Below are 20760 nucleotides of genomic sequence, written 5' to 3'. Positions count from 1 at the left end.
CGGGTTTCGGTGTCGGTCACCCGGGAATTCGACGGGACCTGTCCTGGTTACAGGGGGGCGTAGGTGATTCCGCGGTGATCGGAGACTGCAATGGCAACCGTTGAGCTGACCACGGCGAACTTCGACGAGGTGACCGGCAGCGACGGCATCGTCCTCGTCGACTTCTGGGCCGAGTGGTGCGGCCCGTGCAAGCGGTTCGCCCCGGTCTACGAGCGCTCCTCCGAGAAGCACCCGGGCATCGTCTTCGGGAAGGTCGACACCGAGGCGCAGCAGGCGCTGGCCGCGCAGTTCGACATCCGGTCCATCCCGACGATCATGGCCGTGCGGGACGGCGTGATCGTGTTCGCGCAGCCGGGCGCCCTGCCCGAGTCCGCCCTGGAGAACCTGATCCAGCAGGTCGAGGCCCTCGACATGGACGACGTCCGCAAGAAGCTGGCCGAGCACGGGCACTGAGCCCCAGCGTTTCTCACGGCCGGGCCCGGGCGGGGCCCGGCCGTCGCCCTGCCCCGCCCCGCACGCGGGCGGTACGGACGCCGGTGCTGGCCGTCGGACGGACCCGCCACGGACCATCCATCCCGTATCGTCCTGACCCGATGGAGACACTGACCCGCCGTGGCCGGGCAGCCCGGCTGGGCGCCACCGCGCTCGGCCTCGGCCTGCTGCTCGCCGGCACCGTCTGGGGCACGGACGACCACTTCCCGTTCGGGCCGTTCCGGATGTACTCCACGTCGGATCCACCGGACGCCGCCGCCCCCGACACCCGGGTGGAGGGCGTCGACCGCACCGGGGCAGTGGTCGACCTCGGCCAGGACGCCACCGGGATCCGCCGGGCCGAGATCGAGGGCCAGCAGAGCCGGTACGTCGCCGACCCGGCCCGGTTGCGCCAGGTCGCCGACGCGTACGCCGAGCGCCACCCCGACGCCGCCGAGCTGGTCGAGGTGCGCATCGTGATCCGCTGGTACGGCATCGAGGACAGCCGCCCCACCGGCCGATGGCGGGACGAGACGGTGGTCAGCTGGCGGGCGGACCGGTGACCCGCTGGCTCACCGAGGCGGTGCCGCGCGGCCGGGTCGCCGCCTTCCGCACCCTGGTCTACCTCTTCGCCGCCGCGGACCTCGTGTTCTTCACACCCTGGGTACGCACCCGGGTCGACGTCCCCGGCGAGCTGTACCAGCCGCTGTTCCTCGGGCGGGTGCTGCCGCTGCCCACCCCCACCTCCGCGCTGGTCGGCGCGATCTTCTGGGCCCTGCTGCTCCTCGCCCTGCTCGCCGCCACCGGCCGCGCCCATCGGCTGCTCGGCTGGTCGGTCTTCGCGCTCTACCTGGAGTGGATGATCATCGCGATGAGCTACGGCAAGGTCGACCACGACCGGTTCGGCCTGCTCGTCGCGCTCGCCGTGCTCCCCACCGCCGGGGCCGCCCGGCACGGCGATCCCACCCGCACCGAGGCCGGCGGCTGGGCCCTACGGGTGACGCAGATCGCGGTGGTCTGCACGTACTTCCTGGCCGCCTTCGCCAAGTTCCGGTTCGGCGGCCTCGACTGGGCCACCGGGTCGGTGCTCGCCAAGGCGATCATCCGGCGCGGCACGGACCTGGCCGACCTGATCGCCGGGGTCCCCCACCTGCTGCTGGTGGCGCAGTTCGGCCTCCTCGCGTTCGAGCTGCTCAGCCCCGCGGTCTTCCTGCTGCCGGAACGCTGGCGGCTGGCCACAGTCGGCTTCTTCTACTCGTTCCACCTGGTCACGTTCGCGGCGATCACCATCTCGTTCGCGCCACACCTGGTGGCGATGACCAGCTTTCTGCCGCTGGAGCGGGTGCGCCCGCTGCGCTGGGCACGCCGGCTCACCGGCCGGCGCGGGCCGGACCCGTCGGGCGCCGGGGCGCCCAGCGACGAGCCCGCCGACCCCGTGCCCGCAGCCGGTCAGGCGCCGGCGCTGGGCCGCCCGGCCGGGCCGTAGAGGCGCTCCCGCGCCTCCTGGGGCAGCGAGCAGGCGGCGGTGCCCCCGGGGAGCCGATGCCGGTTGCGGGCCACCCAGCGGTACGCCGGCCAGGCCAGCGCCCGCGCCGGCGCGAGGCGCAGCCCGGCCCCGGCGACCCGCCAGAGCGGGCCGCTGTCGCCCAGCAGCTTCGCGATCGCGTCCGGCCCGGCGGCGCGGGAACCGTCCGCGCCGACCCACTGCACGGCCTCCTCGCACTCGGCGGGGGTGAGACCCAGCGCGTCGAGGTCGGCGAACTGCCAGGGCACCACGCGCGCGCCGGTGGGGATGCGGCGCTCGACGAACCCGGCGCAGCGAGTGCAGAACGCGCAGTCGCCGTCGTAGACGAAGGTCGACGTCTTCATGCCTCCCATCCTCCTCCGGCCGGCGACGCGCCGGGTGCCGGTGTCCGGCAGGTCACTTGCGCTTCCCTCGTACGCATGTTCGAATAATGGCCATGCGCTGGGACAGCCTCTCCGCTCCCCCGGACGAGGCGACTCCCGAGCGGGCAGCGCCGGCGACGCCACCCCTGCCGCTGGCGCTGCCCGGCGCGACCGTCCGCACCTTCGACACCCCCGGCTTCGCCGGGATGACCTTCTACGAGGTGCGGGCGAAGTCGATCATCAACCGGGTCCCCGGCGCGTCGCGCGTCCCGTTCGAGTGGACGATCAACCCGTACCGCGGATGCAGCCATGCATGTGTCTATTGCTATGCGAGAAACACTCACACCTACCTCGACCTCGACGCCGGGGCGGACTTCGACCGGAAGGTGATCGTCAAGGTCAACGCGGGCGAGTTGGTCCGGCGGGAGCTGGCCGCGCCCCGCTGGCGCGGCGCGCACGTCGCGATGGGCACCAACGTGGACTGCTACCAGCGCGCCGAGGGGCGCTACCACCTCATGCCGCGGATCATCGAGGCGCTGCGCGACTTCGCCAACCCGTTCTCGATCCTCACCAAGGGCACGCTGATCCTGCGGGATCTGCCGCTGCTGCGCCAGGCCGCCGAGGTGACCCAGGTGGGCGTGTCGTTCTCCGTCGGGTTCGTGGACGAGGCGCTGTGGCGCTCGGTCGAGCCGGGCACGCCGAGCCCGCGCCGCCGGCTGGACGCCGTCCGGGCGCTCGCCGACGCGGGCTTCGCCGTCGGGGTGCTGATGGCACCGATCCTGCCGGGGCTCAGCGACACCGACGAGTCGATCGACGCCACCGTGGCGGCCGTCGCCGCCGCCGGAGCCGCCAGCGTGACGCCGCTGGCACTGCACCTGCGCCCCGGCGCCCGCGAGTGGTACGCGGGCTGGCTCGGCCGGGAGCACCCCCGGCTGGTCCCGCGCTATCGGGAGCTGTACCGGGCCGGGGCGTACGCGCCGCAGGCGTACCAGCGGGAGCTGACCGCCCGGGTGCGGATGGCGGCGCGCCGGCACGGCCTGCACCGCGCGGAGGTGAGCGACAACCGCCGGCTGCCGGAGCCGCCGCCGCCGAAGGCACCGCCGGCCGAGCAGCTCACGCTGCTGTGAGGTCGCCTGTCGATTAGAGTCGCGGGGTGCGTACCGCTCAGCAGATCCTCGCCGACGCCGCCGTCATCGCCGTCGTGGGCGCGTCCCGCGACCCCCGCAAGCCGGCGCACACCGTGCCGGCGCAGATGCAGCGGTACGGCTGGCGGATCATCCCGGTCAACCCGACGCTGGACGGCGAGCTGTTCGGCGAGCGGGTGTACCCGTCGCTGGCCGCCATCCCGCACCCGGTCGACCTGGTCGACGTGTTCCGCCGACCGGCCGACGCGGTCGAGGTGGTCCGCGAGGCGGTGGAGATCGGCGCGCCCGCGGTGTGGTTGCAGCTCGGCATCGTCTCGCCCGAGGCGCGACGGATCGCCGAGGAGGGCGGCATCGACTACGTCGAGGACGCCTGCCTCATCATCGAGCGCGCCGCCGCTGGCCTCACCCGGCTGGGCTGACCCGCACCGATGCCGCCGATATGGGGGTGCCCGAGTGGGTCGGATACCCCCATGTCGCCGTCATGGCGTCCTGGAACGGCCGTCAGAGTTTGTACTCCTTGAGCAGGCCGCGGGAGATGATGGTCTTCTGGATCTCCGAGGTGCCCTCGCCGATGAGCAGGAACGGCGCCTCCCGCATCAGCCGCTCGATCTCGTACTCCTTGGAGTAGCCGTAGCCGCCGTGGATGCGGAACGCCTCCTGGACGACCTCGGCGCAGTACTCGGAGGCGAGCAGCTTGGCCATGCCGGCCTCGACGTCGTTGCGCTGGCCGGCGTCCTTGAGGCGGGCCGCGTTGACCATGAGCGCGTGCGCCGCCTCGATCTTGGTGCCCATCTCGGCGAGCTTGAACGCGACCGCCTGGTGCTTCGCCAGCGGCTGGCCGAACGTCCTGCGCTGCTGGGCGTACGCGACGGCCAACTCGAAGGCCCGGATGGAGATGCCGCAGGCGCGGGCGGCGACGTTGACCCGGCCGACCTCGATGCCGTCCATCATCTGGTAGAAGCCACGGCCGAGCCGCTCCGGGCCGCCGAGGATGGCGGTCTCGGGAACGGTGACGCCGTCGAGCACCATCTCGGTGGTCTCGACGCCCTTGTAGCCCATCTTCTCGATCCTGCCGGGGATGGTGAGGCCGGGCGCGGTCTCGCCGAAGCCGGGCTCCTTCTCGAGCAGGAAGGTGCTCATGTTGCCGTACACCGAGTCGGCGCCGGTGTCGGTCTTCACCAGGGTGGCGACCACCGAGGAGTACGCCCCGTTGGTCAGCCACATCTTCTGCCCGTTGAGGACGTACCGGTCGCCGTCGCGGACGGCCCTGGACTTGATGGCCGAGACATCGGAGCCGCACTCCGGCTCGGACATGGAGAACGCGCCGCGCACCTCGCCGGTGGCCATCCTCGGCAGCAGCCGGGCCTTCTGCTCGGCCGAGCCGTGCTGGGAGATCAGGTACGCCACGATGAAGTGCGTGTTGACGATGCCGGAGATGGACATCCAGCCCCGGGACAGCTCCTCGACCACGAGCGCGTACGTCAGCAGGGACTCGCCGAGGCCGCCGTACTCCTCGGCGATGGTGAGGCCGAACAGCCCCATCTCGCGCATCCCGTCGAGGATGTCGGTGGGGTACTCGTCGGCGTGCTCCAGCCGCTGGGCGTGCGGGATGATCTCCTTGTCGGCGAACTCCCGAACAGTCTCCAGGATCGACCGCTGCACATCGGTCAGGCCGGGCGTCTGGGCGAGTCGGGCCATCTCAGCCTCCGGGGATCGACGCATTACTCATAGGTAACTGAACGCGCGGTCAGTATCAGCCCGCCTGGCCGACGAGGCCAAGGTGACCAGTCCACACAACCTCTGTGAAAAGGTTCACCGCTGCGGGTAGCGTCCGCAATACAGGCCAGGTCACGACGGTGCGACGGGAGGTGGCGAGTGAGTCACCCAGCGCAGGAGCCGGACCAACCGCCGTCCCCGTACGAGCCGCCGGGCGGGGGCGGGCCGGGCGCGGGCTGGCACGGCCCACCCGGGCCGCCGATCGGGTACGAGCCACCGACGGGGTACGGCCAGCCCGGCCCGTACCCGCCGCCGGGACCGGGCCGCGGGACGAACGTCCTCGCCGTGCTGTCCCTGGTGTTCGCGTTCGTCTTCGCCCCGGCCGGGATCGTGCTCGGGCACGTGGCCAAGCGGCAGATCCAGCGAACAGGTGAGGAGGGCGACCAGCTCGCCACCTGGGGGCTGATCCTCAGCTACGTCTTCACCGTGCTGGGCGTGCTCGCCTGCTGCGGCTGGATCGCGTTCGCCATCTGGGCTGGCTCCGACGGCGGCACGTACCGCTGAGCGGCCCGCCGCCGGGCGGGCCGGGCCGCGCCCGCTCAGCGGAACTGCGCCTCCCGGACGCTGTTGCCGCCGTCCACCACCAGCATCTGACCGGTGATGTAGGACGCCGCCGGCGAGCAGAGGAAGGCGATGGCCGCGGCCACCTCGTCGGGGGTGCCGGGGCGGCCCGCCGGCGTGCCGAGGCCCTGCCGCAACTCCGTCACGGTGGACGCGGCGGTGTGGATGATGCCGGGGGCCACCGAGTTGACCGTGACGCCGTCGGCGATCATCTCCATCGCCAGCGCCCGGGTCAGCCCCACCACGCCCGCCTTGGCGGCGGCGTACGCGGCCTCGGTGGGCAGCGCGTTGACCGGACCCGCGGTGGCGGCCAGGTTGACGATCCGCCCCCAGCCCCGCTCGGCCATCCCGCCGATGAACACGCGGCTGCACAGGAACGCCGTGGTGAGGTTCCGGTCGATCTCGCCCCGCCACTCGTCGTAGCTCAACTGGGCCACCGGGCGCAGCACCTCGGGGCTGGCCCGGCTGGCCAGGCCCGCGTTGTTGACCAGGACCTCGACGTCGCCGAGCTGCTCGCTGACCGCGTCGGCCAGCGCGCCGACCTCCGACTCGTCGGTCAGATCGGCGACGAAGCCGGTCACGCCCAGTTCCCCCGCGCGCTCGTGGATGCGACGGGTGGTGGAGACGATCGCCACCCGGGCACCGAGGTCGGCCAGCCGGCGCGCGGTGGCGTACCCGATGCCGTCCTGGCTGCCCGCCCCGGTGACCAGGGCGACCCTGCCGTCGAGCCGCATGGTGACCGGCTCGGCCAGCGACGCCGGCGCGTCCTGCCCGGTCCGCACGTCGATTGCCATGCCGCGATCCTGCCCGCTTCCGCCGCGCCGGGCAATGCGGCACCCGGAGACGCGCCCATCGGTTTCGCCTCGACCTGGCTACCCTGACGGGCGCACCCGGTTTCCCCGGCCTGGCTACCCTGACGGCGCGCACCCTCGACAGACGGAGACCTCCGATGACCTATCCTCCGCCGTCCGGCGGCCCGAACGACCCCTGGTCGCAGCCCTCGGCCCCGCCGGCCGACCCGACGCTGGCGATGGGGCAGCCCATCCCCACCCAGCCGGCCGGCCCCGACCCGTACGCCCCGTTCGACCCGTACACGGGGGCGAAGTCGGACCAGGCCCCGGCGGCGGGCGGCGACCCGTACGCCGCGCCGGGCTACGCCCCGCCCGGTTACGCCCCGCCCGGTTACCCCGGTTACGGCTACCCGGCCGCCCAGAAGACCAACGGGATGGCCATCGCCGCCCTGGTGCTCTCCCTGGTCGGCATCGCGTCCTGCATCACCGCGCCGATCGGCGCGATCCTCGGGCACGTGGCCCGCAAGCAGATCCGGGAGAGCGGCGAGGGCGGCGAGGGGATGGCCAAGGCGGCCATCATCGTCGGCTGGATCCTCACCGGCCTGTTCGTGCTGCTGATCATCTTCTACGTCGTGATCATCGTCCTGGCGGTCGCCACCGCCGACACCGGCGGCAGCACGCCCACCTTCTGACGCGCGGTGCCGCCCTGGGACCCGGGGCGGCACCGGCGACGACGGCTCGCCCGGCGGCCAGGGATCAGCCGGCCGGCGGGGTGAAGTTCGACGTACGGGTCATCCCGGCCGCGCGGCCCTTGGCCGCGATCACCAGCGCCATCTTGCGGGACGCCTCGTCGATCATCTCGTCGCCGAGCATCACCGCGCCGAGCCTGCCGCCCGCCTCCGAGGTGTAGTGCTCGTACGCTTCGAGGATCAGCTCGGCGTGGTCGTAGTCGGCCTGGCTCGGGGAGTAGACCTCGTTCGCCGCGTCGATCTGGCCCGGGTGCAGCACCCACTTGCCGTCGAAGCCCAGCGCCGCGGAGCGCCTGGCCACCTCGCGGAACGCGGCCACGTCGCGGATCTGCAGGAACGGGCCGTCGATCGCCTGCTTGTCGTGCATCCGGGCGGCCATCAGGATGCGCATCAGGATGTAGTGGTACGGGTCGCCGGGGTAGTCCGGGATCAGCGCGCCGACCGCCAGGGACCTCATGTTGATCGAGGCCATGAAGTCGGCCGGGCCGAAGATGATGGTTTCCACCCGGGGCGAGGCGGCGGCGATGGAGTCCACGTTGACCAGTCCGGCCGCGTTCTCGATCTGCGCCTCGATGCCGATCCGGCCGACCTCCAGGCCGAGGGTCTTCTCCAGTTGGGTGAGCGTCAGGTCCAGCCACTGCACCTGGGCGGCGTTCTGCACCTTGGGCAGCATGACGCAGTCCAGGTTGGCCCCGGCGCCCTCGACGACCTCGATCACGTCCCGGTACGTCCAGGGGGTGGTGAGGTCGTTGACCCGGACCACCCGGGTCTTGCCGGCCCAGTCGCCCTCGTTGAGGGCGGCCACGATGTTCTTGCGGGCGTCCGGCTTGGCGAGCGGGGCGACCGCGTCCTCCAGGTCGAGGAACACCTGGTCGGCGGGGAGGCCCTGGGCCTTGCCGAGCATCTTCACGCTGGAACCCGGCACGGCGAGGCAGGACCGGCGGGGGCGACCGACAGCGGCCATCGAGTGCGCTCCTTCCCGCGTCGGCGGGCGGGCCGACGGGCAGACGGGTGCCGCCGCGCGGGCGGGCTTAACGATCCCAAAGGTGTTTGTGACGCCACGGTAACCTCGCGCCATGACCGGGGTGAATGGACCTGTGGAAGATCTCACTGGGCGCCGGACCGTGGTGGTGACGGGCGCCAGCTCGGGCATCGGGCTGGCCGCCGCCGTCGACCTGGCGCGGCGCGGTGACCGGGTGGTACTGGTCGGCCGGGATCCGGCCCGCCTCCAGTCGGCGGGCGACCGGGTACGCGAGGCGTCCGGCGAGCGTCCCGAGCTGTTCCGCGCCGACTTCGCGGTCCTCGACGACGTACGCGGGCTGGCGGAGCGGCTGCGGGCGGCGTACGACCGGATCGACGTACTGGTCAACAACGCCGGGGCGATCGTGCTGCGGCCGGTCACCACGGTGGATGGCTTCGAGCTGTCCATGCAGGCCAACCACCTGGCCCCGTTCCTGCTCAGCAACCTGCTGCGGGACCGGGTGGGCCGGATGGTGGTCACCGCCTCGGGGGCGCACCGCAGCGGGGCGCTGGACCCGGACGACCTGAACGCGAGCCTGCGCGGGTACCGGCCGATGCGCGCGTACGGCACCAGCAAGCAGGCGAACATCCTGTTCACCGCCGAGGCGGCCCGGCGCTGGCCGGAGGTCCCCGCGTACTCGTTCCACCCCGGCGTGGTGCGGACCCGGTTCGGCGCGGACAGTCGGCTGGTGGCCCTCGGCATGCGGGTGCTGCCGTTCCGCAGCCCGGAGAGGGGCGCGGAGACCCTGGTCTGGCTGGCCAACCAGGACCCGGCGCGGCTGGTGGACGGCGGCTACTACTTCGACCGCCGACCCCGGCGGCCGCTGCGCAAGGCGACCGACCCCCGGCTCGCCGCCCGCCTCTGGGCGGCCAGCGCGAAGGCGGTCGGCGTCGGCGAGGACGGCGCGTAGCCGCCGGCTCACCGGGTACGCGTGCGCCATGGGTAGCCAGAAACACAACAAACACGACAGCGGCGGCGAGTCGGCACGGGCCGGGCGGCATCCGGGCAGCGGCGCGCGGGGCCGACAGGGTTCGGAGATCGAGCACTCCCCGAAGCGCCGCCACGAGCGGGCGGCGACGGGCACCTCCGGCAGCGAGCGCGACCACGGCCGGTCCAAGCTCGCGCACGAGGGGCGCATCCACCGCCAGGGCTCGGGCTGACCGGCAGAGCGCACCACACCGTGAGCGGCCCGCACCGGCGTGCGGGCCGCTCGGACCGTCGGGCGGCTCAGACGGTACGGTCGGGCTACGGGTGCCGCTCGAAGATCAGGGAGAGCTGCGCGTCGAGCGCGGCCAGCGCCTGCTCCGGCGTGAGATGGCCGTTGAGCAGGTAGATGCCGAGCCCCTCCATCGTGGCGAGCAGCCCGGCCGCGGCAGCCTCGGGGTCCACCCGGGACCGGCCGGTTGCCGCCCCCTGGCCGGCCCGGACGAGGTCCGCGACGTACCGGACGAGGCGCGCGGTGTCCCCGCGCAGTTGGGCGGTCACGTCGGGGCGTACGGCCGCGTAGGCGAGGAACGCGAGGCCGACCCGGCCGGGGACGCCGCCGTGCGGTGGCCGCACACCTGATGCGGTGTCCCGTGTTCACTCGGGCAGGTGCACCGGGACGCTGGTCACCACCACCCCCGGCAGGCGGCGCAGCGCCCGGCGCAACCGCTGCTCGACCTGGCTGTGCAGCGGCCGGTACCAACGGTGGCGCAACACCACCTCCGGCACGATCACGGTGAGCACGAGGTCGGCCCGGCACGCGTGCAGCGCCTCCAGGTAGTGGGCCAGCGGCCCGATCACCGCCCGGTACGGGGAGACGACCGTCTCCAGCCGCACGTGGTCCCCCCACGCCTCCCACTGCTCGCGGAACCGGTCCGCCTCCCGCTCCTCGGGGGCGAGGTGCACCGCCAGGGTCGGCTGCCCGAGCGACGCCGCGTACGCCAGGGCGCGCAGCGAGGCCCGGTTCAGCCGGGCCATCGGCACGACCACCAGGTGCCGCACCTGTTGCGGCTCCTCCTCCCCCTCCGGGGGGCCGGCCCCCGGTCACCCGGGGCGGCAGTGCCCATAGCCGGCGGGGCGGTCCCTTCCGGCGGCCGCAGCGCGAGCGCCCGGTTCAGCCTCCGGTAGTGCACCCGCACCCGGTGGAACAGCAGGACCAGCAGCGGAACGGCGAGGACGACCACCCAGGCACCCGCGGCGAACTTGGCGAACGCCGCGGTCAGCAGCACCAGCCCGGACAGCGCCGCGCCGAGCGCGTTGCTGGTCAACCGGCGTCGCCAGCCCGCCCCCCGGTGCCGGCGCCAGTGCACCACCATCCCCGCCTGCGACAGCGTGAAGGCGAGGAACACCCCGACCGCGTACAGCGGGATCAGTGACTCGGTGTGCCCGCCGAAGGCGACGAACACGACCGCCGCCGTCACCGACAGCACGACCAGGCCGTTGCTGAACGCCAGCCGGTCGCCCAGGTGTAGGAACCGGCGGGGCGCGTGCCCGGCCCGGGCCATGAAGAACAGCAGGCGTGGGAAGTCGTTGTACGCGGTGTTCGCCGCCAGCAGCAGGATCAGCGCGGTGGCCGCCTGCACCAGCGCGTACCAGGGCCCGGTCGGGAGGCTGCGCCGGGCCAGTTGGGAGAGCACCGTCTGCCCCGGCACCGGCACCACGCCCTCCAGGTGGATCAGGACGACGATGCCGGCGAAGAGGAACACCAGCATGCCGACCATGAAGCTGAGCGTGGTGCGGGCGTTGCGCCACTCCGTCGGCCGGAACGCCGGCACCGCGTTGGACACCGCCTCGATGCCGGTCATCGACACCGCCCCGGAGGAGAATGCCCGCAGCACCAGCAGCAGGCCCAGTCCCTCGGCGGCCGGCACGTGCGGCGGCGGCAGCGGCGCGAACCCGCGCCCGGCCGCGTGGGCGAAGCCGGCGCCGAGCACCGCCACCAGCGCGACAATGAAGGCGTACGTGGGGAAGGCGAAGATGTTGCCGGCGGTGCGTACGCCGCGTAGGTTGCCGGCGAGCAGCACCGCGATGACCAGGATGCCGAGCGGAACGGTGAACCGGGTGAGCCCCGGCAGCGCCGAGGTGACGGCGTTGACGCCCGCGGCGATCGACACCGCCACGGTCAGCACGTAGTCCATCATCAGGCCGGCCGCGGCGGACAGGCCCGCCACGGAGCCCAGGTTGTCGCTGGCCACGATGTACGAGCCGGCGCCGTGCGGGTACGCCGGGATGGTCTGCCGGTACGAGATGCCGACCGCGACCATGAGCAGCACCAGCAGGGCCGCCAGCGGCAGCGACAGGCCCAGCGCGGAACTGCCGGCCAGCACCAGCACGGTCAGCATCGCCTCCGGCCCGTACGCCACCGAGCTGAGCAGGTCGGAGGAGAGGACCGGGAGGGCCACCAGCTTCCGCATGCGCTCGTACAGCACGGCGGAGCTGCGCAGCGGCGGGCCGAGCACGACCCGCCGGACCCGGGCCAGGCCGCGGCCGAGGCGGGACCCGGGCAGGTTGGCCGGCTCGGTGGCCACCAGCTCCTCCGGCTCGTTCCCCTCGGGCTGTTCCTCCCCCGGCTCGCTCACCCGGAACAGCTCGATCGACGCCAGCCGGCCGAAGCGGGTGGGCGTGGGCGGATGCCGGTACCGGCCGAGCGTCGGGTCGACCGGCAGCTCGCGGGAGCGCCCCGGACGCCCCGGTGCCGTCCGCCACTGGTCCCCGATGCGCCGCAGCGCGTCGAGTTCCTCCGCGCCCAGCGGCGGGAACTCCGCGGAGGGCGTGACGACGGTCCCCTCGCCGCGCCTCTCGCCCACCCGTCACCACCACCCCTCTCCCCTCGCACTCTCACCGAAAGCGCCCGCTCCGGCGGCGGAATGCCGACTCTTGCCGGAAAGTGCGCGCCGGTCACCGCCGCCGGACGTGCACGCCCCGGCTCAGCTCGGCCGGCGATCGTCCAGCGGAGCGGCGTCGGCGGGCAGCGGGGTGGGGGCGGGCAGCCGGGCGGCCCGGGCCGCGCCGAGCACGACGACGGCGACCCCGACCAGGAGCAGCGCCAGCCCGGGCAGCGCGGCGGCCGGGGGTAGCTGGCCGAGCCACGCCCAGGCGAGCAGGGCCGCCCCGGGTGCCTCCAGCAGGGCCAGCACGCTGACCGTGGTCGCGGGGATCCGCCGCAGCAGGTGGTTGAACATCGAGTGGCCGAGCAGTTGGGCGCCGCCGACCAGGCCCAGGATCGCCAGCCAGGTGGCGGCGTCGTACCCGGCCAGCGGCACCCCGCCGGCCAGGCAGACGACCAGCAGGACCAGTGCGCAGACCCCGTAACAGACGGTGGTGTACGTGGTGGTGCTGACGGTCGTCCGGGCGCGCTCGCCGAGGGCGGTGTAGACCGCGGCGAAGGCGCCACCGGCCACCGCGAGCAGGTCGCCGGCGAACGCCCGTCCGGAGACGGCGAAGTCGGCCCCCGAGGCGAGCACCGCCCCGCCGACCGCCACCCCGATGCCGGCCCACACCGCCGCCGGCAGCCGCCGCCCCTGCACCCGGGCGATGAGCCCCTGCCAGACCGGCTGGGTGGCCACCAGCGCGGTCGAGGCGGCCACCGAGGTCAGCTTCGTGCTCGGCATCCAGGTGGCGAAGTGGGCGGCCAGCGCCACCCCGGACAGCACGCACAACCAGCCCTCGCGCCGGCCCGCGCCCACAGTCAGCGCCCGGAACTCGGCCCGCCGCCGGGCCAGCGAGAACGGGCCGAGCGCGGCGGCCGAGAGCAGGTTCCGCCAGAACGCGATCGCCAGGGCCGGCGCGGCGGCGAAGGCGACCAGCGGCGCCGACGAGGAGACCGCGGCGACGGCCAGGGCCACGATGCCGACGGTCAGCGGGTCGGATGAACGGTGGGGTGCGGGTACGGCCACGGGACGGAATCCTGGCACGACCGGGTCAGCACACACCGTCAGCACTCCGTTACGATCATGGGCGTTCCCCGGCGACCCCCTCTCCCGTCCGGAGGCGCTCCCGCATGCCCGTCTTCCACGCGGTGCTGTTCGACTTCTTCGGCACGCTCACCCGTCCCGTGCAGCGCGGCACCGCGCACCGGCTCACCGCCGAGCTGCTCGGCTGCCCCGTCGAGGCGCTCGCCGCCGTGCTGGACCGCAGCTACTACGAGCGGGCCAGCGGGCGGTTCGGCACGGCCGAGGCGACCATGCGATGGGTGTGCGAGCAGGCCGGCGTACACCCGCCGGAGAGCACGCTGCGCGCGGCGGTGGCCTCCCGGTACCGGGCGGTGCGGGCCGACACCCGGCTACGCGACGAGGCGGTGCCTGTCCTGGCGGGGCTGCGCCGCCGCGGCGTACGCACGGGGCTGATCAGCGACTGCACCCACGAGTTGCCGGCGTTCCTGCCGGAGCTGGCCGTGGCCCCGCTGCTCGACGTCCGGGTCTTCTCGGTGCGGGTCGGGCGCTGCAAGCCCGACCCGGCGCTCTACCTGGCGGCGTGCGGGCGGCTCGGCCTGGCACCGGCCGACTGCCTGTACGTCGGCGACGGCGGCAGCCGGGAGCTGACCGGCGCCGAGCGGGCCGGCATGACCGCGGTGCGGCTGGCCGCCCCGGACCTCGCCGAGCACATGGTCTTCGACGCCGAGCCGGCCTGGGACGGGCCGGTGCTGCACTCGCTGGACGAGGTCCTCGACGTGGTGGGCCACGACACCGTGCCCGCCGGCTGCCCCTGACCGGGCGCCGGCGCCGGCGGGCCGACCGCGGCCGGCATCCGTCAGGCGGTGGCTGCCGCTCCGGGTGGCGTCGTCAGCGCGGTCGGACGCGGTGCAGCCGGAACGGCTTGCGGGTGGCCCGGACGACCGGGGCGTCCCGGGGTGGCTCGGCGAGCGAGCCGTCGGGCAGCCGGTCGCCCGCCGCCGGCTCGCCGGCCGGGGTCAGCCGGGTGAGCGCGCAGCCGCTCGCGGCCCAGCGGTCGACCAGGTCGGCGATGGCGCCGGGGGCGTTCAGCCGCTTGACGGCCACCGCCGGGGCCAGCGTCGTCCACTCCTCGGTGCCCGGCTGGATCCGGGTCACCCGGGCCGGCCAGGTGACGATCCGGCCGGCGTGGTCGCCGCGCAGCGTGACCTCCGCCGCGGTGGCCTCGGCCAGGCCGGGCGCGGCCTGTTCGCCGGGGCCGCTGACCACCAGGAGCGACCCCTCCGCCGGTACGCACCACAGCGCCCGCGCCGGCTCGCCGGCGACGCCCACCCAGGCGACGGCGGCCTTCTTCACGGCCTCGTCGACCAGGGGCGTGGTGACCGGCTCCTGCACCTCGTCAGTCACCTCGGCATCATCTCGCATCCGGACCGGCCCCCGCGACCGGGCCGCCGCCACGGCGCTCCCCGGCGAGCGCGTCAACAGGGGCGCCTCCTGCCGTCCGTCAGCCGACGAACGGCGGCACGGCGATCTCGCCGCGGGCCACCGGCATGACGCCGCCGCTGACCGTGGCCCCGACGGCGGCCCCCTCGGCGGCGGTGACGGTGCAGGCCAGGAAGGAGGGACGGCCGATTTCGAGGCCCTGCCGCACGGTGTAGTCGGCGCGGCCGGCGCCGGGGAGCAGGCCGCTGGCGACCAGCCACACGCCGAGCCCGAGGGCGGCCGACCCGGTGGCCGGGTCCTCCGGCACGCCGAGGCCGGGCACGAACACCCGGGCGTGCGCGGTTTGCGCGGCCGGGTCCCAGGAGAAGACGCTGATGTGCTCGACGCCGTACCGCTCCGCCGCCACCGCGTCCACCCGGGCGCGGGCCACCGCGTCCGGGCGCACCGGCAGGTACGGGAACTCCAGGCCGCAGCCGGCCACCCGCGGGGCCGGGCCGGCGTGGTCCTCGGCGGCGAGGCCGGCCATCTCCAGCAGCGGCTCCGGGTCCAACTCGGGGCCGAGGGTGGGAATGCCACCGGTCAGCGTGGCGCCCGTGGCGGTCACCTCGATCGGCAGCACCCCCGCACCGCACTCCTGGCTGACCTGTCCCACGTCGAACATGCCGCGCCGGCACGCGGTCACCGCCGCGCCGACGCTGGGATGGCCGGCGAACGGCAACTCCTCGGCCGGGGTGAAGATCCGCGCGCGGTAGGTGGCCCCGACCTGCGTGGGCGGCAGCACGAACACCGTCTCGGACAGGTTGAACTCCAGCGCGAGCGCCTGCATCTGTTCGGTGGCCAGCCCATCGCCGCCGAACACCACCGCCAGCGGGTTGCCGGCGAAGGGGCGGTCGGTGAAAACGTCCACGATCTCGTAGGCCAAGGTCGACATGTTGATAAACAGTAGGCGCTTAGGCTGGTGGCCGTGAGCACGCCGAACCGGGTCTACATCGCCAGACTCGCCGGAGTCGCCGTCTTCGACCCGAACGGCGACCAGGTGGGGCGGGTGCGGGACGCGGTGGCCCGGCTCCGGGCGACCCCGGGGCCGCCGGAGGTGGTGGGCCTCGTCGCGGAGATGCCGATGCGGCGGCGGATCTTCCTGTCCATCAACCGGATCACCTCGATCGACGCGGGCGCGGTGGTGCTCGGCAGCGGCACGCTGAACCTGCGGCGGTTCGAGAAGCGCCCGAACGAGGTGCTGGTGCTCCAGGAACTGCTGGACCGGCGGGTGCAGCTGGAGCCGGGCGGCCAGCCGGGCACGGTGGTCGACGTGGCGATGGAGTGCAGCCGGGGCGGCGAGTGGTCGCTGACGCGGGTCGCCGTCCGCGAGCAGACCGGCCGGCTCACCCGGCGGGGGCACCTGCACCAGGTGGCGTGGGACCGGGCACGCGGCCTGAGCGGCATCAGCGAGGATCGGGGTACGGCCAACCTGCTCGCCGTACTGGAGGACATGCGGCCGGCGGACCTGGCGAACGCCCTGCAGGACCTGCCGGACGCCCGGCGCAACGAGGTCGCGGCGGCGCTGGACGACGAGCGGCTGGCCGACGTGCTCAGCGAGCTGCCCGAGCACGACCAGGTGGAGATCCTCGCCGCGCTGGACCGGGAACGCGCCGCCGACGTACTGGAGGAGATGGACCCGGACGACGCGGCCGACCTGCTCAACGAGCTGCCCCCGCCGGAGCAGGACGTGCTGCTCGACCTGATGGAGCCGGACGAGGCCGACCCGGTGCGGCAGTTGCTGAAGTACAGCTCGGGCACGGCCGGCAGCGTGATGACCTCCGAGCCGGTGATCCTGCCCCCGGACGCCACGGTGGCCGAGGCGCTCGCGCGGATCCGCGAGGAGCAGCTCTCCCCGGCGGTGGCCGCGCAGGTCTTCGTGACCCGCGCGCCGATGACCACCCCGACCGGCCGGTACCTGGGCATGGTGCATTTCCAGCGGCTGCTCCGCGAGCCCCCGGCGGATCTGCTCGGCGGGGTGGTGGTCAACGACATCGACCCGCTGCGCCCGACCACCCCGCTGCCGGAGATCACCCGCCGGATGGCCACGTACGACCTGGTCGCCATGCCGGTGGTGGACCGGAGCAACCGGCTGGTCGGCGCGGTGACGGTGGACGACGTACTCGACCACTCGCTGCCGCCGGACTGGCGGGAGCGGGACACCGCGACCGCCCCCGTCGCCGTCGACGAGGTGCTGGACGGCGCGAATGAGTGAGCCGCGCCGGGCCGGACGGCTGGACCAGCCGCGGGAGCCCCGGGGGCTGAGGCTGCCCCGGATCGACCAGGAGGCGTTCGGTCGCTGGTCCGAGGGGATCGCCCGGAACATGGGCACGGCCATGTTCATCGTCTACATGACGCTGGTGATCGCGATCTGGTTCGCCTGGAACACCCTGGCCCCGGCGAGCTGGCGGTTCGACCCGTACACGTTCACGTTCCTGACCCTGGTGCTGTCGCTGCAGGCGTCGTACGCGGCCCCGCTGATCCTGCTCGCGCAGAACCGGCAGGCGGACCGGGACCGTGTGGCACTGGAGGAGGACCGGCGCCGGGCGACCATGCAGAAGGCCGACACCGAGTACCTGGCCCGGGAGATCGCGGCGCTGCGGATCGCGATGGGCGAGGTGGCCACGCGGGACTTCGTCCGCTCTGAGCTGGCCCGGCTGGCCGAGGAGCTGGACGAGGCGAACCAGCGGCGGCAGCGGCTGGAGCGCCGGCAGCCCGACCGGACGCCGGGGCGCGGCGGGCAGCCGCTGGACGAGCCGCGCGACGAGCTGGACGGCGACCTGCCCCGCGACGGCCGCGCGGAGGGGCCGGTCCGGGAGCGCTGAGCCGCCGGCCGGTCCCCATTGATTCGCTCACACCGGGCCCTGCCAGCGGCCGGCCCGGATCGCCTTCGACGTAGCATTGCCTGCATGTCAGCACCCGTCAGCACCGTCGCGGACGCCGTCCAGGCCGCCCTGGCCACCGTCGACGACCCGGAGATCCGCCGGCCCATCACCGACCTCGGCATGGTCCGTTCCGCGCAGGTCGGCGACGACGGTGTGGTCCGGGTGGAGCTGCTGCTCACCGTCGCCGGCTGCCCGCTGAAGGAGAAGCTGCGTACGGACATCACCGCCGCCGTCGGCGCGGTGCCCGGGGTGACCGGGGTCGAGATCGAGTTCGGGGTGATGAGCCCGGAGCAGCGCCAGGCGCTCCAGTCGAAGCTGCGCGGCGGCGGCGCTACCGAGGAGCCCGTCATCCCGTTCGCCCAGCCCGGCTCCCGCACCCGGGTGTACGCGGTGGCCAGCGGCAAGGGCGGCGTCGGCAAGTCCAGCGTCACGGTCAACCTGGCCGCCGCGCTGGCCGCCCGGGGGCTCTCCGTCGGCGTGGTCGACGCGGACATCTACGGCCACTCCGTGCCCCGGATGCTCGGCGCGGACGGCCTCCCCACCCGCGTCGAGGACATGATCATGCCGCCGCAGTCGCACGGCGTGAAGGTCATCTCGATCGGCATGTTCACCGCCGGCAACGCGGCGGTGGTCTGGCGCGGCCCGATGCTGCACCGGGCGTTGCAGCAGTTCCTCGCCGATGTCTACTGGGGCGACCTGGACGTGCTCCTGCTCGACCTGCCCCCGGGCACCGGCGACGTGGCCATCTCGCTGGCCCAGCTGCTGCCGAACTCCGAGATCCTGGTGGTCACCACGCCCCAGGCGGCCGCCGCGGAGGTGGCCGAGCGGGCCGGCGCGATCGCGCTCCAGACCCACCAGCGGGTGGTCGGCGTCATCGAGAACATGTCCTGGCTGGAGCTGCCCGACGGCTCCCGGATGGAGATCTTCGGCTCCGGCGGCGGCCAGGCGGTCGCCGAGTCGCTGACCCGGACCATCGGCGCCCAGGTGCCGCTGCTCGGCCAGGTCCCGCTGGACACCCGGGTCCGTGAGGCCGGCGACGCCGGCAACCCGATCGTGCTCGCCGAGCCGGAGTCGCCGGCCGCGAAGGCCCTGGGCGAGGTCGCCGACCGGCTGGCGGTGCGCCGCGAGTCGCTGCTCGGCAAGCCGCTCGGCCTCAAGCCGGCCGGCCGCTGACCGCACCGCAGATCCGCGCGTACGAAACAGGGGCGTCCGCTTCGGAGCCGGAGTGGACTCCCCCGTCGGCGTCTCTGCGACAGGCTCAGGTGACGTCGTCGTAGCTGGCCGTCCTGGGGGCGGGCGAGCTGGCCGTCCTGGGGGCGGGCGCCGGTGCGCCGCCGGAGGTCGTCGTCGAGCCGCCGCTCGACCTGCGGATGTCCGCCGCCCGGGCCACGTCCTTCAGATCGTTGTGCACGCCGCTGACGTCGGCCTTCAGGTTGTCGTAGACCCCCTGGAGCGGCTTCCGGATCGCCTGCTCGTCCTCCTCGCTGAGCAGGTGCTTGCGGATGAACGCCTTCGGGTGCAGATCCTCCAGCTGGATGTCGGTGCCCAGCTCGCGGCTCAGGTCGCTGGTGGCGTTGCGGGCCATGTTGCGCAGGTTGCTCACCATCCGCAGCCCGTCGCCGATGACCTTGGGCAGCTTGTCGCCGAAGATCAGCAGCGCCAGGAGCAGCAGCGCGCCGATCTCCCACCAGTTCAGGTTGTCGAACACCGCTGAGCCTCCTCGTCGCCGTCAGGCCAAAGACTACGCACGTCGGAGCCGGGCGGGGAGGGTGGCGGCCTCCCTACTTGGCGTCTGCGGCAAGGGTCACCGACGCGTTCAGCCGGCTGGAACCGCGCCGATACTCCACGGTCACCACCGAGCCCGGGGCGAACTTGCGCACCAGGGCGATCAGGTCGGTGGGGTCGGTCATCGGGCGGCCGTTGAGCCGCAGGATCACGTCCCCCGCCTTCAGCCCGGCCCCGGCCGCCGGCCCCGACGGCTCCACCGCCGCGAGGCGTACGCCGCCGCCGGCCGTCGAGCCGGTGCCGCCCACCTGCGCGCCGATCACCGTACGGCGGGCCCTGCCCGTGCCGATGATGTCCTGGGTGATCCGCTTGGCCTGGTTGATCGGGATGGCGAAGGCGAGCCCGATGTTGCCGGCCTCCTGCCCGTCGGCCACCAGCGACTTGATCGTCGAATTGACCCCGATCACCCGGCCGGCCGAGTCGACGAGCGGGCCGCCCGAGTTGCCGTGGTTGACCGCGGCGTCGGTCTGGATGGCGGCGTAGTAGCGGGTGGGCCCGCCCGGCTCGCCCGCCTGCATCGTCCGGTCGAGGGCGCTCACGATGCCGGCGGTCACCGTGTTGGTCAGCGACAGCGGCGAGCCGATGGCCAGCACCGGGTCCCCAACCGCCAGCGCCTCGGAGTCGCCGAACTCCACCGGCCGCAGGCCGTTCCGGGCCACCTTGATCACCGCGATGTCGGACTCCGGATCCTGCCCCACCACGCTGGCCGGGGCGGTGCTGCCGTCGTTGAACACCACCGTCGCCTTGCCGGTGCCGCCGGCGACGACGTGGTCGTTGGTGACGACGTGCCCCTCGGCGCTGACGATGAAGCCGGAGCCCTCGCTCGTTCCGCCCAGGCTCGCCACCCGGACCGTCACCACGCTGGGCAGCACCTTCTCGGCGACCCCGGCGAGCGACTCCGGCTTGCGCTGGGCGAGCGCGGGCGGGTCCTGCTGGCCGGCGCCGAGCAGCGGCTGCCCGGCCACGCCGCCGGTCACCGCGAACGCGTACCCGAGGGCACCGCCGAGCGCACCGGCGAGCAGCGCGGTGACCAGCGGGATCAGCAGCAACTGCCGCAGCCGTGGCCGGCCCGGCGCGTCCGGGTCGGTGACCGGCTCGGGCTCGGCGGCGCCGACGGGGCCCGGGACTACCACCGCCGCCGGGGCGTACGGATCCCGCCACGGATCGGCGAGCGCGTCGGACCACCAGGGGGAGGTCGATCCGCTCGGGGTGCCCGGGGACGTCGCCGTCGGCCGTCCGGCCGGCGCCGCGCCGGACCCCGGTGGCGTCGGGCTTCCCCCTGGCTGGCGCCAGTCCCAGCCGTCGGTCACGTCGGTGCCTCCCAGTCGTCCCCGGA

25 protein-coding genes are annotated in these 20760 nt (G+C 74.0%); 13 read left to right on the top strand and 12 right to left on the bottom strand.

The annotated features are described in order from the left end of the window. Nucleotides 1-90: 90 nt before the first annotated feature. From trxA to JD77_RS15775, 3 genes are all read left to right on the top strand, one after another. Entirely contained in the window at nucleotides 91-453 is a 363-nt protein-coding gene (gene trxA, locus JD77_RS15785; protein WP_145775079.1) for a thioredoxin, read from the top strand. Nucleotides 454-593: 140 nt separating this feature from the next. Further along, nucleotides 594-1034: a hypothetical protein gene (locus JD77_RS15780; protein ID WP_145775078.1), complete on the top strand. Its 441-nt coding sequence runs from the start codon at nucleotides 594-596 to the stop codon at nucleotides 1032-1034. After that, nucleotides 992-1957 (top strand): HTTM domain-containing protein, encoded by a 966-nt coding sequence (locus JD77_RS15775; RefSeq protein ID WP_170286460.1) that lies wholly within the window; start codon nucleotides 992-994, stop codon nucleotides 1955-1957. Before JD77_RS15780 ends, JD77_RS15775 begins: the two co-directional genes overlap by 43 nt. Here the strand turns inward: JD77_RS15775 and JD77_RS15770 are convergent. Then, nucleotides 1921-2340, bottom strand: coding sequence for a thiol-disulfide oxidoreductase DCC family protein (locus JD77_RS15770; RefSeq protein WP_145775076.1), 420 nt, complete (start codon nucleotides 2338-2340; stop codon nucleotides 1921-1923). The genes JD77_RS15775 and JD77_RS15770 overlap by 37 nt on opposite strands. 92 nt (nucleotides 2341-2432) lie before the next feature. Between JD77_RS15770 and JD77_RS15765 the strand changes: the two genes are divergently transcribed. Both JD77_RS15765 and JD77_RS15760 read left to right on the top strand, forming a co-directional pair. Further along, a complete protein-coding gene (locus JD77_RS15765; protein WP_145777607.1) occupies nucleotides 2433-3485 on the top strand; it encodes an Rv2578c family radical SAM protein in 1053 nt (350 codons plus the stop codon). Nucleotides 3486-3511: 26 nt separating this feature from the next. Next, nucleotides 3512-3922, top strand: coding sequence for a CoA-binding protein (locus tag JD77_RS15760; protein ID WP_145775075.1), 411 nt, complete (start codon nucleotides 3512-3514; stop codon nucleotides 3920-3922). 82 nt (nucleotides 3923-4004) lie between these two features. On the opposite strand, the gene JD77_RS15755 is transcribed toward JD77_RS15760, so the two are convergent. Then, entirely contained in the window at nucleotides 4005-5201 is a 1197-nt protein-coding gene (locus JD77_RS15755; protein ID WP_145775074.1) for an acyl-CoA dehydrogenase family protein, read from the bottom strand. Between the two features lie 177 nt (nucleotides 5202-5378). Here JD77_RS15755 and JD77_RS15750 point away from each other — a divergent pair, with 177 nt between their 5' ends. After that, nucleotides 5379-5783, top strand: a complete 405-nt coding sequence (locus JD77_RS15750) for a DUF4190 domain-containing protein (RefSeq protein ID WP_145775073.1) — start codon at nucleotides 5379-5381, stop codon at nucleotides 5781-5783. A 35-nt stretch (nucleotides 5784-5818) separates the two neighbouring features. Here the strand turns inward: JD77_RS15750 and JD77_RS15745 are convergent, their stop codons facing one another. Next, nucleotides 5819-6634: an SDR family NAD(P)-dependent oxidoreductase gene (locus JD77_RS15745; protein WP_145775072.1), complete on the bottom strand. Its 816-nt coding sequence runs from the start codon at nucleotides 6632-6634 to the stop codon at nucleotides 5819-5821. Between the two features lie 155 nt (nucleotides 6635-6789). On the opposite strand from JD77_RS15745, the gene JD77_RS15740 reads away from it, so the two are divergent. Continuing rightward, nucleotides 6790-7323: a DUF4190 domain-containing protein gene (locus JD77_RS15740; RefSeq protein WP_145775071.1), complete on the top strand. Its 534-nt coding sequence runs from the start codon at nucleotides 6790-6792 to the stop codon at nucleotides 7321-7323. A 64-nt stretch (nucleotides 7324-7387) separates the two neighbouring features. Here JD77_RS15740 and JD77_RS15735 read toward each other — a convergent pair whose 3' ends face one another. Further along, entirely contained in the window at nucleotides 7388-8344 is a 957-nt protein-coding gene (locus JD77_RS15735; RefSeq protein ID WP_145775070.1) for an HpcH/HpaI aldolase/citrate lyase family protein, read from the bottom strand. 133 nt (nucleotides 8345-8477) lie between these two features. Between JD77_RS15735 and JD77_RS15730 the strand changes: the two genes are divergently transcribed. Further along, the gene (locus JD77_RS15730; protein WP_145777606.1) at nucleotides 8478-9311 is read left to right on the top strand and encodes an SDR family NAD(P)-dependent oxidoreductase; all 834 of its coding nucleotides are present in this window, start codon (nucleotides 8478-8480) and stop codon (nucleotides 9309-9311) included. Nucleotides 9312-9339: 28 nt separating this feature from the next. Further along, on the top strand, nucleotides 9340-9561 hold the full coding sequence (locus JD77_RS15725; RefSeq protein WP_145775069.1) for a hypothetical protein: 222 nt from the start codon (nucleotides 9340-9342) through the stop codon (nucleotides 9559-9561). Nucleotides 9562-9646: 85 nt separating this feature from the next. Here the strand turns inward: JD77_RS15725 and JD77_RS15720 are convergent, their stop codons facing one another. The 4 genes from JD77_RS15720 to JD77_RS15710 all read right to left on the bottom strand — a co-directional run bounded on the left by JD77_RS15720 (nucleotide 9647) and on the right by JD77_RS15710 (nucleotide 13281). Beyond that, the gene (locus tag JD77_RS15720) at nucleotides 9647-9961 is read right to left on the bottom strand and encodes a TetR family transcriptional regulator C-terminal domain-containing protein (RefSeq protein ID WP_145775068.1); all 315 of its coding nucleotides are present in this window, start codon (nucleotides 9959-9961) and stop codon (nucleotides 9647-9649) included. A gap of 21 nt (nucleotides 9962-9982) precedes the next feature. Then, the gene (locus tag JD77_RS33640) at nucleotides 9983-10387 is read right to left on the bottom strand and encodes a hypothetical protein (protein WP_246140688.1); all 405 of its coding nucleotides are present in this window, start codon (nucleotides 10385-10387) and stop codon (nucleotides 9983-9985) included. Continuing rightward, entirely contained in the window at nucleotides 10351-12192 is a 1842-nt protein-coding gene (locus tag JD77_RS15715; RefSeq protein WP_246140687.1) for an APC family permease, read from the bottom strand. The genes JD77_RS33640 and JD77_RS15715 overlap by 37 nt, the downstream gene beginning before the upstream one ends. A 120-nt stretch (nucleotides 12193-12312) precedes the next feature. Beyond that, nucleotides 12313-13281 carry a DMT family transporter gene (locus tag JD77_RS15710; protein ID WP_145775067.1) on the bottom strand — a complete coding sequence of 323 codons (969 nt, stop codon included), beginning with the start codon at nucleotides 13279-13281 and terminating at the stop codon, nucleotides 12313-12315. 104 nt (nucleotides 13282-13385) lie between these two features. Between JD77_RS15710 and JD77_RS15705 the strand changes: the two genes are divergently transcribed. Further along, the gene (locus tag JD77_RS15705) at nucleotides 13386-14093 is read left to right on the top strand and encodes an HAD family hydrolase (RefSeq protein WP_145775066.1); all 708 of its coding nucleotides are present in this window, start codon (nucleotides 13386-13388) and stop codon (nucleotides 14091-14093) included. Nucleotides 14094-14166: 73 nt separating this feature from the next. On the opposite strand, the gene JD77_RS15700 is transcribed toward JD77_RS15705, so the two are convergent. Both JD77_RS15700 and JD77_RS15695 read right to left on the bottom strand, forming a co-directional pair. Next, the gene (locus JD77_RS15700; RefSeq protein ID WP_145777605.1) at nucleotides 14167-14700 is read right to left on the bottom strand and encodes a hypothetical protein; all 534 of its coding nucleotides are present in this window, start codon (nucleotides 14698-14700) and stop codon (nucleotides 14167-14169) included. 79 nt (nucleotides 14701-14779) lie between these two features. After that, nucleotides 14780-15649 (bottom strand): PhzF family phenazine biosynthesis protein, encoded by an 870-nt coding sequence (locus JD77_RS15695; RefSeq protein ID WP_145775065.1) that lies wholly within the window; start codon nucleotides 15647-15649, stop codon nucleotides 14780-14782. A 33-nt stretch (nucleotides 15650-15682) separates the two neighbouring features. Between JD77_RS15695 and JD77_RS15690 the strand changes: the two genes are divergently transcribed. From JD77_RS15690 to JD77_RS15680, 3 genes are all read left to right on the top strand, one after another. Next, nucleotides 15683-16969: a magnesium transporter MgtE N-terminal domain-containing protein gene (locus tag JD77_RS15690; RefSeq protein ID WP_145775064.1), complete on the top strand. Its 1287-nt coding sequence runs from the start codon at nucleotides 15683-15685 to the stop codon at nucleotides 16967-16969. Next, nucleotides 16962-17579 carry a DUF1003 domain-containing protein gene (locus tag JD77_RS15685; RefSeq protein WP_145775063.1) on the top strand — a complete coding sequence of 206 codons (618 nt, stop codon included), beginning with the start codon at nucleotides 16962-16964 and terminating at the stop codon, nucleotides 17577-17579. The genes JD77_RS15690 and JD77_RS15685 overlap by 8 nt, the downstream gene beginning before the upstream one ends. Before the next feature lie 84 nt (nucleotides 17580-17663). Next, entirely contained in the window at nucleotides 17664-18812 is a 1149-nt protein-coding gene (locus JD77_RS15680; RefSeq protein ID WP_145775062.1) for an Mrp/NBP35 family ATP-binding protein, read from the top strand. Nucleotides 18813-18897: 85 nt separating this feature from the next. Here the strand turns inward: JD77_RS15680 and JD77_RS15675 are convergent, their stop codons facing one another. Continuing rightward, nucleotides 18898-19347: a twin-arginine translocase TatA/TatE family subunit gene (locus tag JD77_RS15675; RefSeq protein ID WP_145775061.1), complete on the bottom strand. Its 450-nt coding sequence runs from the start codon at nucleotides 19345-19347 to the stop codon at nucleotides 18898-18900. A 73-nt stretch (nucleotides 19348-19420) separates the two neighbouring features. Continuing rightward, on the bottom strand, nucleotides 19421-20749 hold the full coding sequence (locus tag JD77_RS15670; RefSeq protein ID WP_211372813.1) for a S1C family serine protease: 1329 nt from the start codon (nucleotides 20747-20749) through the stop codon (nucleotides 19421-19423). Nucleotides 20750-20760 lie beyond the last annotated feature (11 nt).

This window comes from Micromonospora olivasterospora (assembly GCF_007830265.1).
GTDB classification, from domain to species: Bacteria; Actinomycetota; Actinomycetes; order Mycobacteriales; family Micromonosporaceae; genus Micromonospora; species Micromonospora olivasterospora.
This window is presented reverse-complemented; position numbering and strand designations above follow the sequence as displayed.

Bases quoted from the DNA above. Each gene is read 5' to 3' on its own strand.
- JD77_RS15735 (WP_145775070.1), bottom strand. From the start codon at position 8,344: ATGGCCGCTGTCGGTCGCCCCCGCCGGTCCTGCCTCGCCGTGCCGGGT.
- JD77_RS15695 (WP_145775065.1), bottom strand. From the start codon at position 15,649: ATGTCGACCTTGGCCTACGAGATCGTGGACGTTTTCACCGACCGCCCC.
- trxA (WP_145775079.1), top strand. From the start codon at position 91: ATGGCAACCGTTGAGCTGACCACGGCGAACTTCGACGAGGTGACCGGC.
- JD77_RS15700 (WP_145777605.1), bottom strand. From the start codon at position 14,700: ATGCGAGATGATGCCGAGGTGACTGACGAGGTGCAGGAGCCGGTCACC.
- JD77_RS15765 (WP_145777607.1), top strand. From the start codon at position 2,433: ATGCGCTGGGACAGCCTCTCCGCTCCCCCGGACGAGGCGACTCCCGAG.
- JD77_RS15725 (WP_145775069.1), top strand. From the start codon at position 9,340: ATGGGTAGCCAGAAACACAACAAACACGACAGCGGCGGCGAGTCGGCA.
- JD77_RS15755 (WP_145775074.1), bottom strand. From the start codon at position 5,201: ATGGCCCGACTCGCCCAGACGCCCGGCCTGACCGATGTGCAGCGGTCG.
- JD77_RS15680 (WP_145775062.1), top strand. From the start codon at position 17,664: ATGTCAGCACCCGTCAGCACCGTCGCGGACGCCGTCCAGGCCGCCCTG.
- JD77_RS15780 (WP_145775078.1), top strand. From the start codon at position 594: ATGGAGACACTGACCCGCCGTGGCCGGGCAGCCCGGCTGGGCGCCACC.
- JD77_RS15740 (WP_145775071.1), top strand. From the start codon at position 6,790: ATGACCTATCCTCCGCCGTCCGGCGGCCCGAACGACCCCTGGTCGCAG.
- JD77_RS15770 (WP_145775076.1), bottom strand. From the start codon at position 2,340: ATGAAGACGTCGACCTTCGTCTACGACGGCGACTGCGCGTTCTGCACT.
- JD77_RS15705 (WP_145775066.1), top strand. From the start codon at position 13,386: ATGCCCGTCTTCCACGCGGTGCTGTTCGACTTCTTCGGCACGCTCACC.
- JD77_RS15685 (WP_145775063.1), top strand. From the start codon at position 16,962: ATGAGTGAGCCGCGCCGGGCCGGACGGCTGGACCAGCCGCGGGAGCCC.
- JD77_RS15745 (WP_145775072.1), bottom strand. From the start codon at position 6,634: ATGGCAATCGACGTGCGGACCGGGCAGGACGCGCCGGCGTCGCTGGCC.
- JD77_RS15775 (WP_170286460.1), top strand. From the start codon at position 992: ATGGCGGGACGAGACGGTGGTCAGCTGGCGGGCGGACCGGTGACCCGC.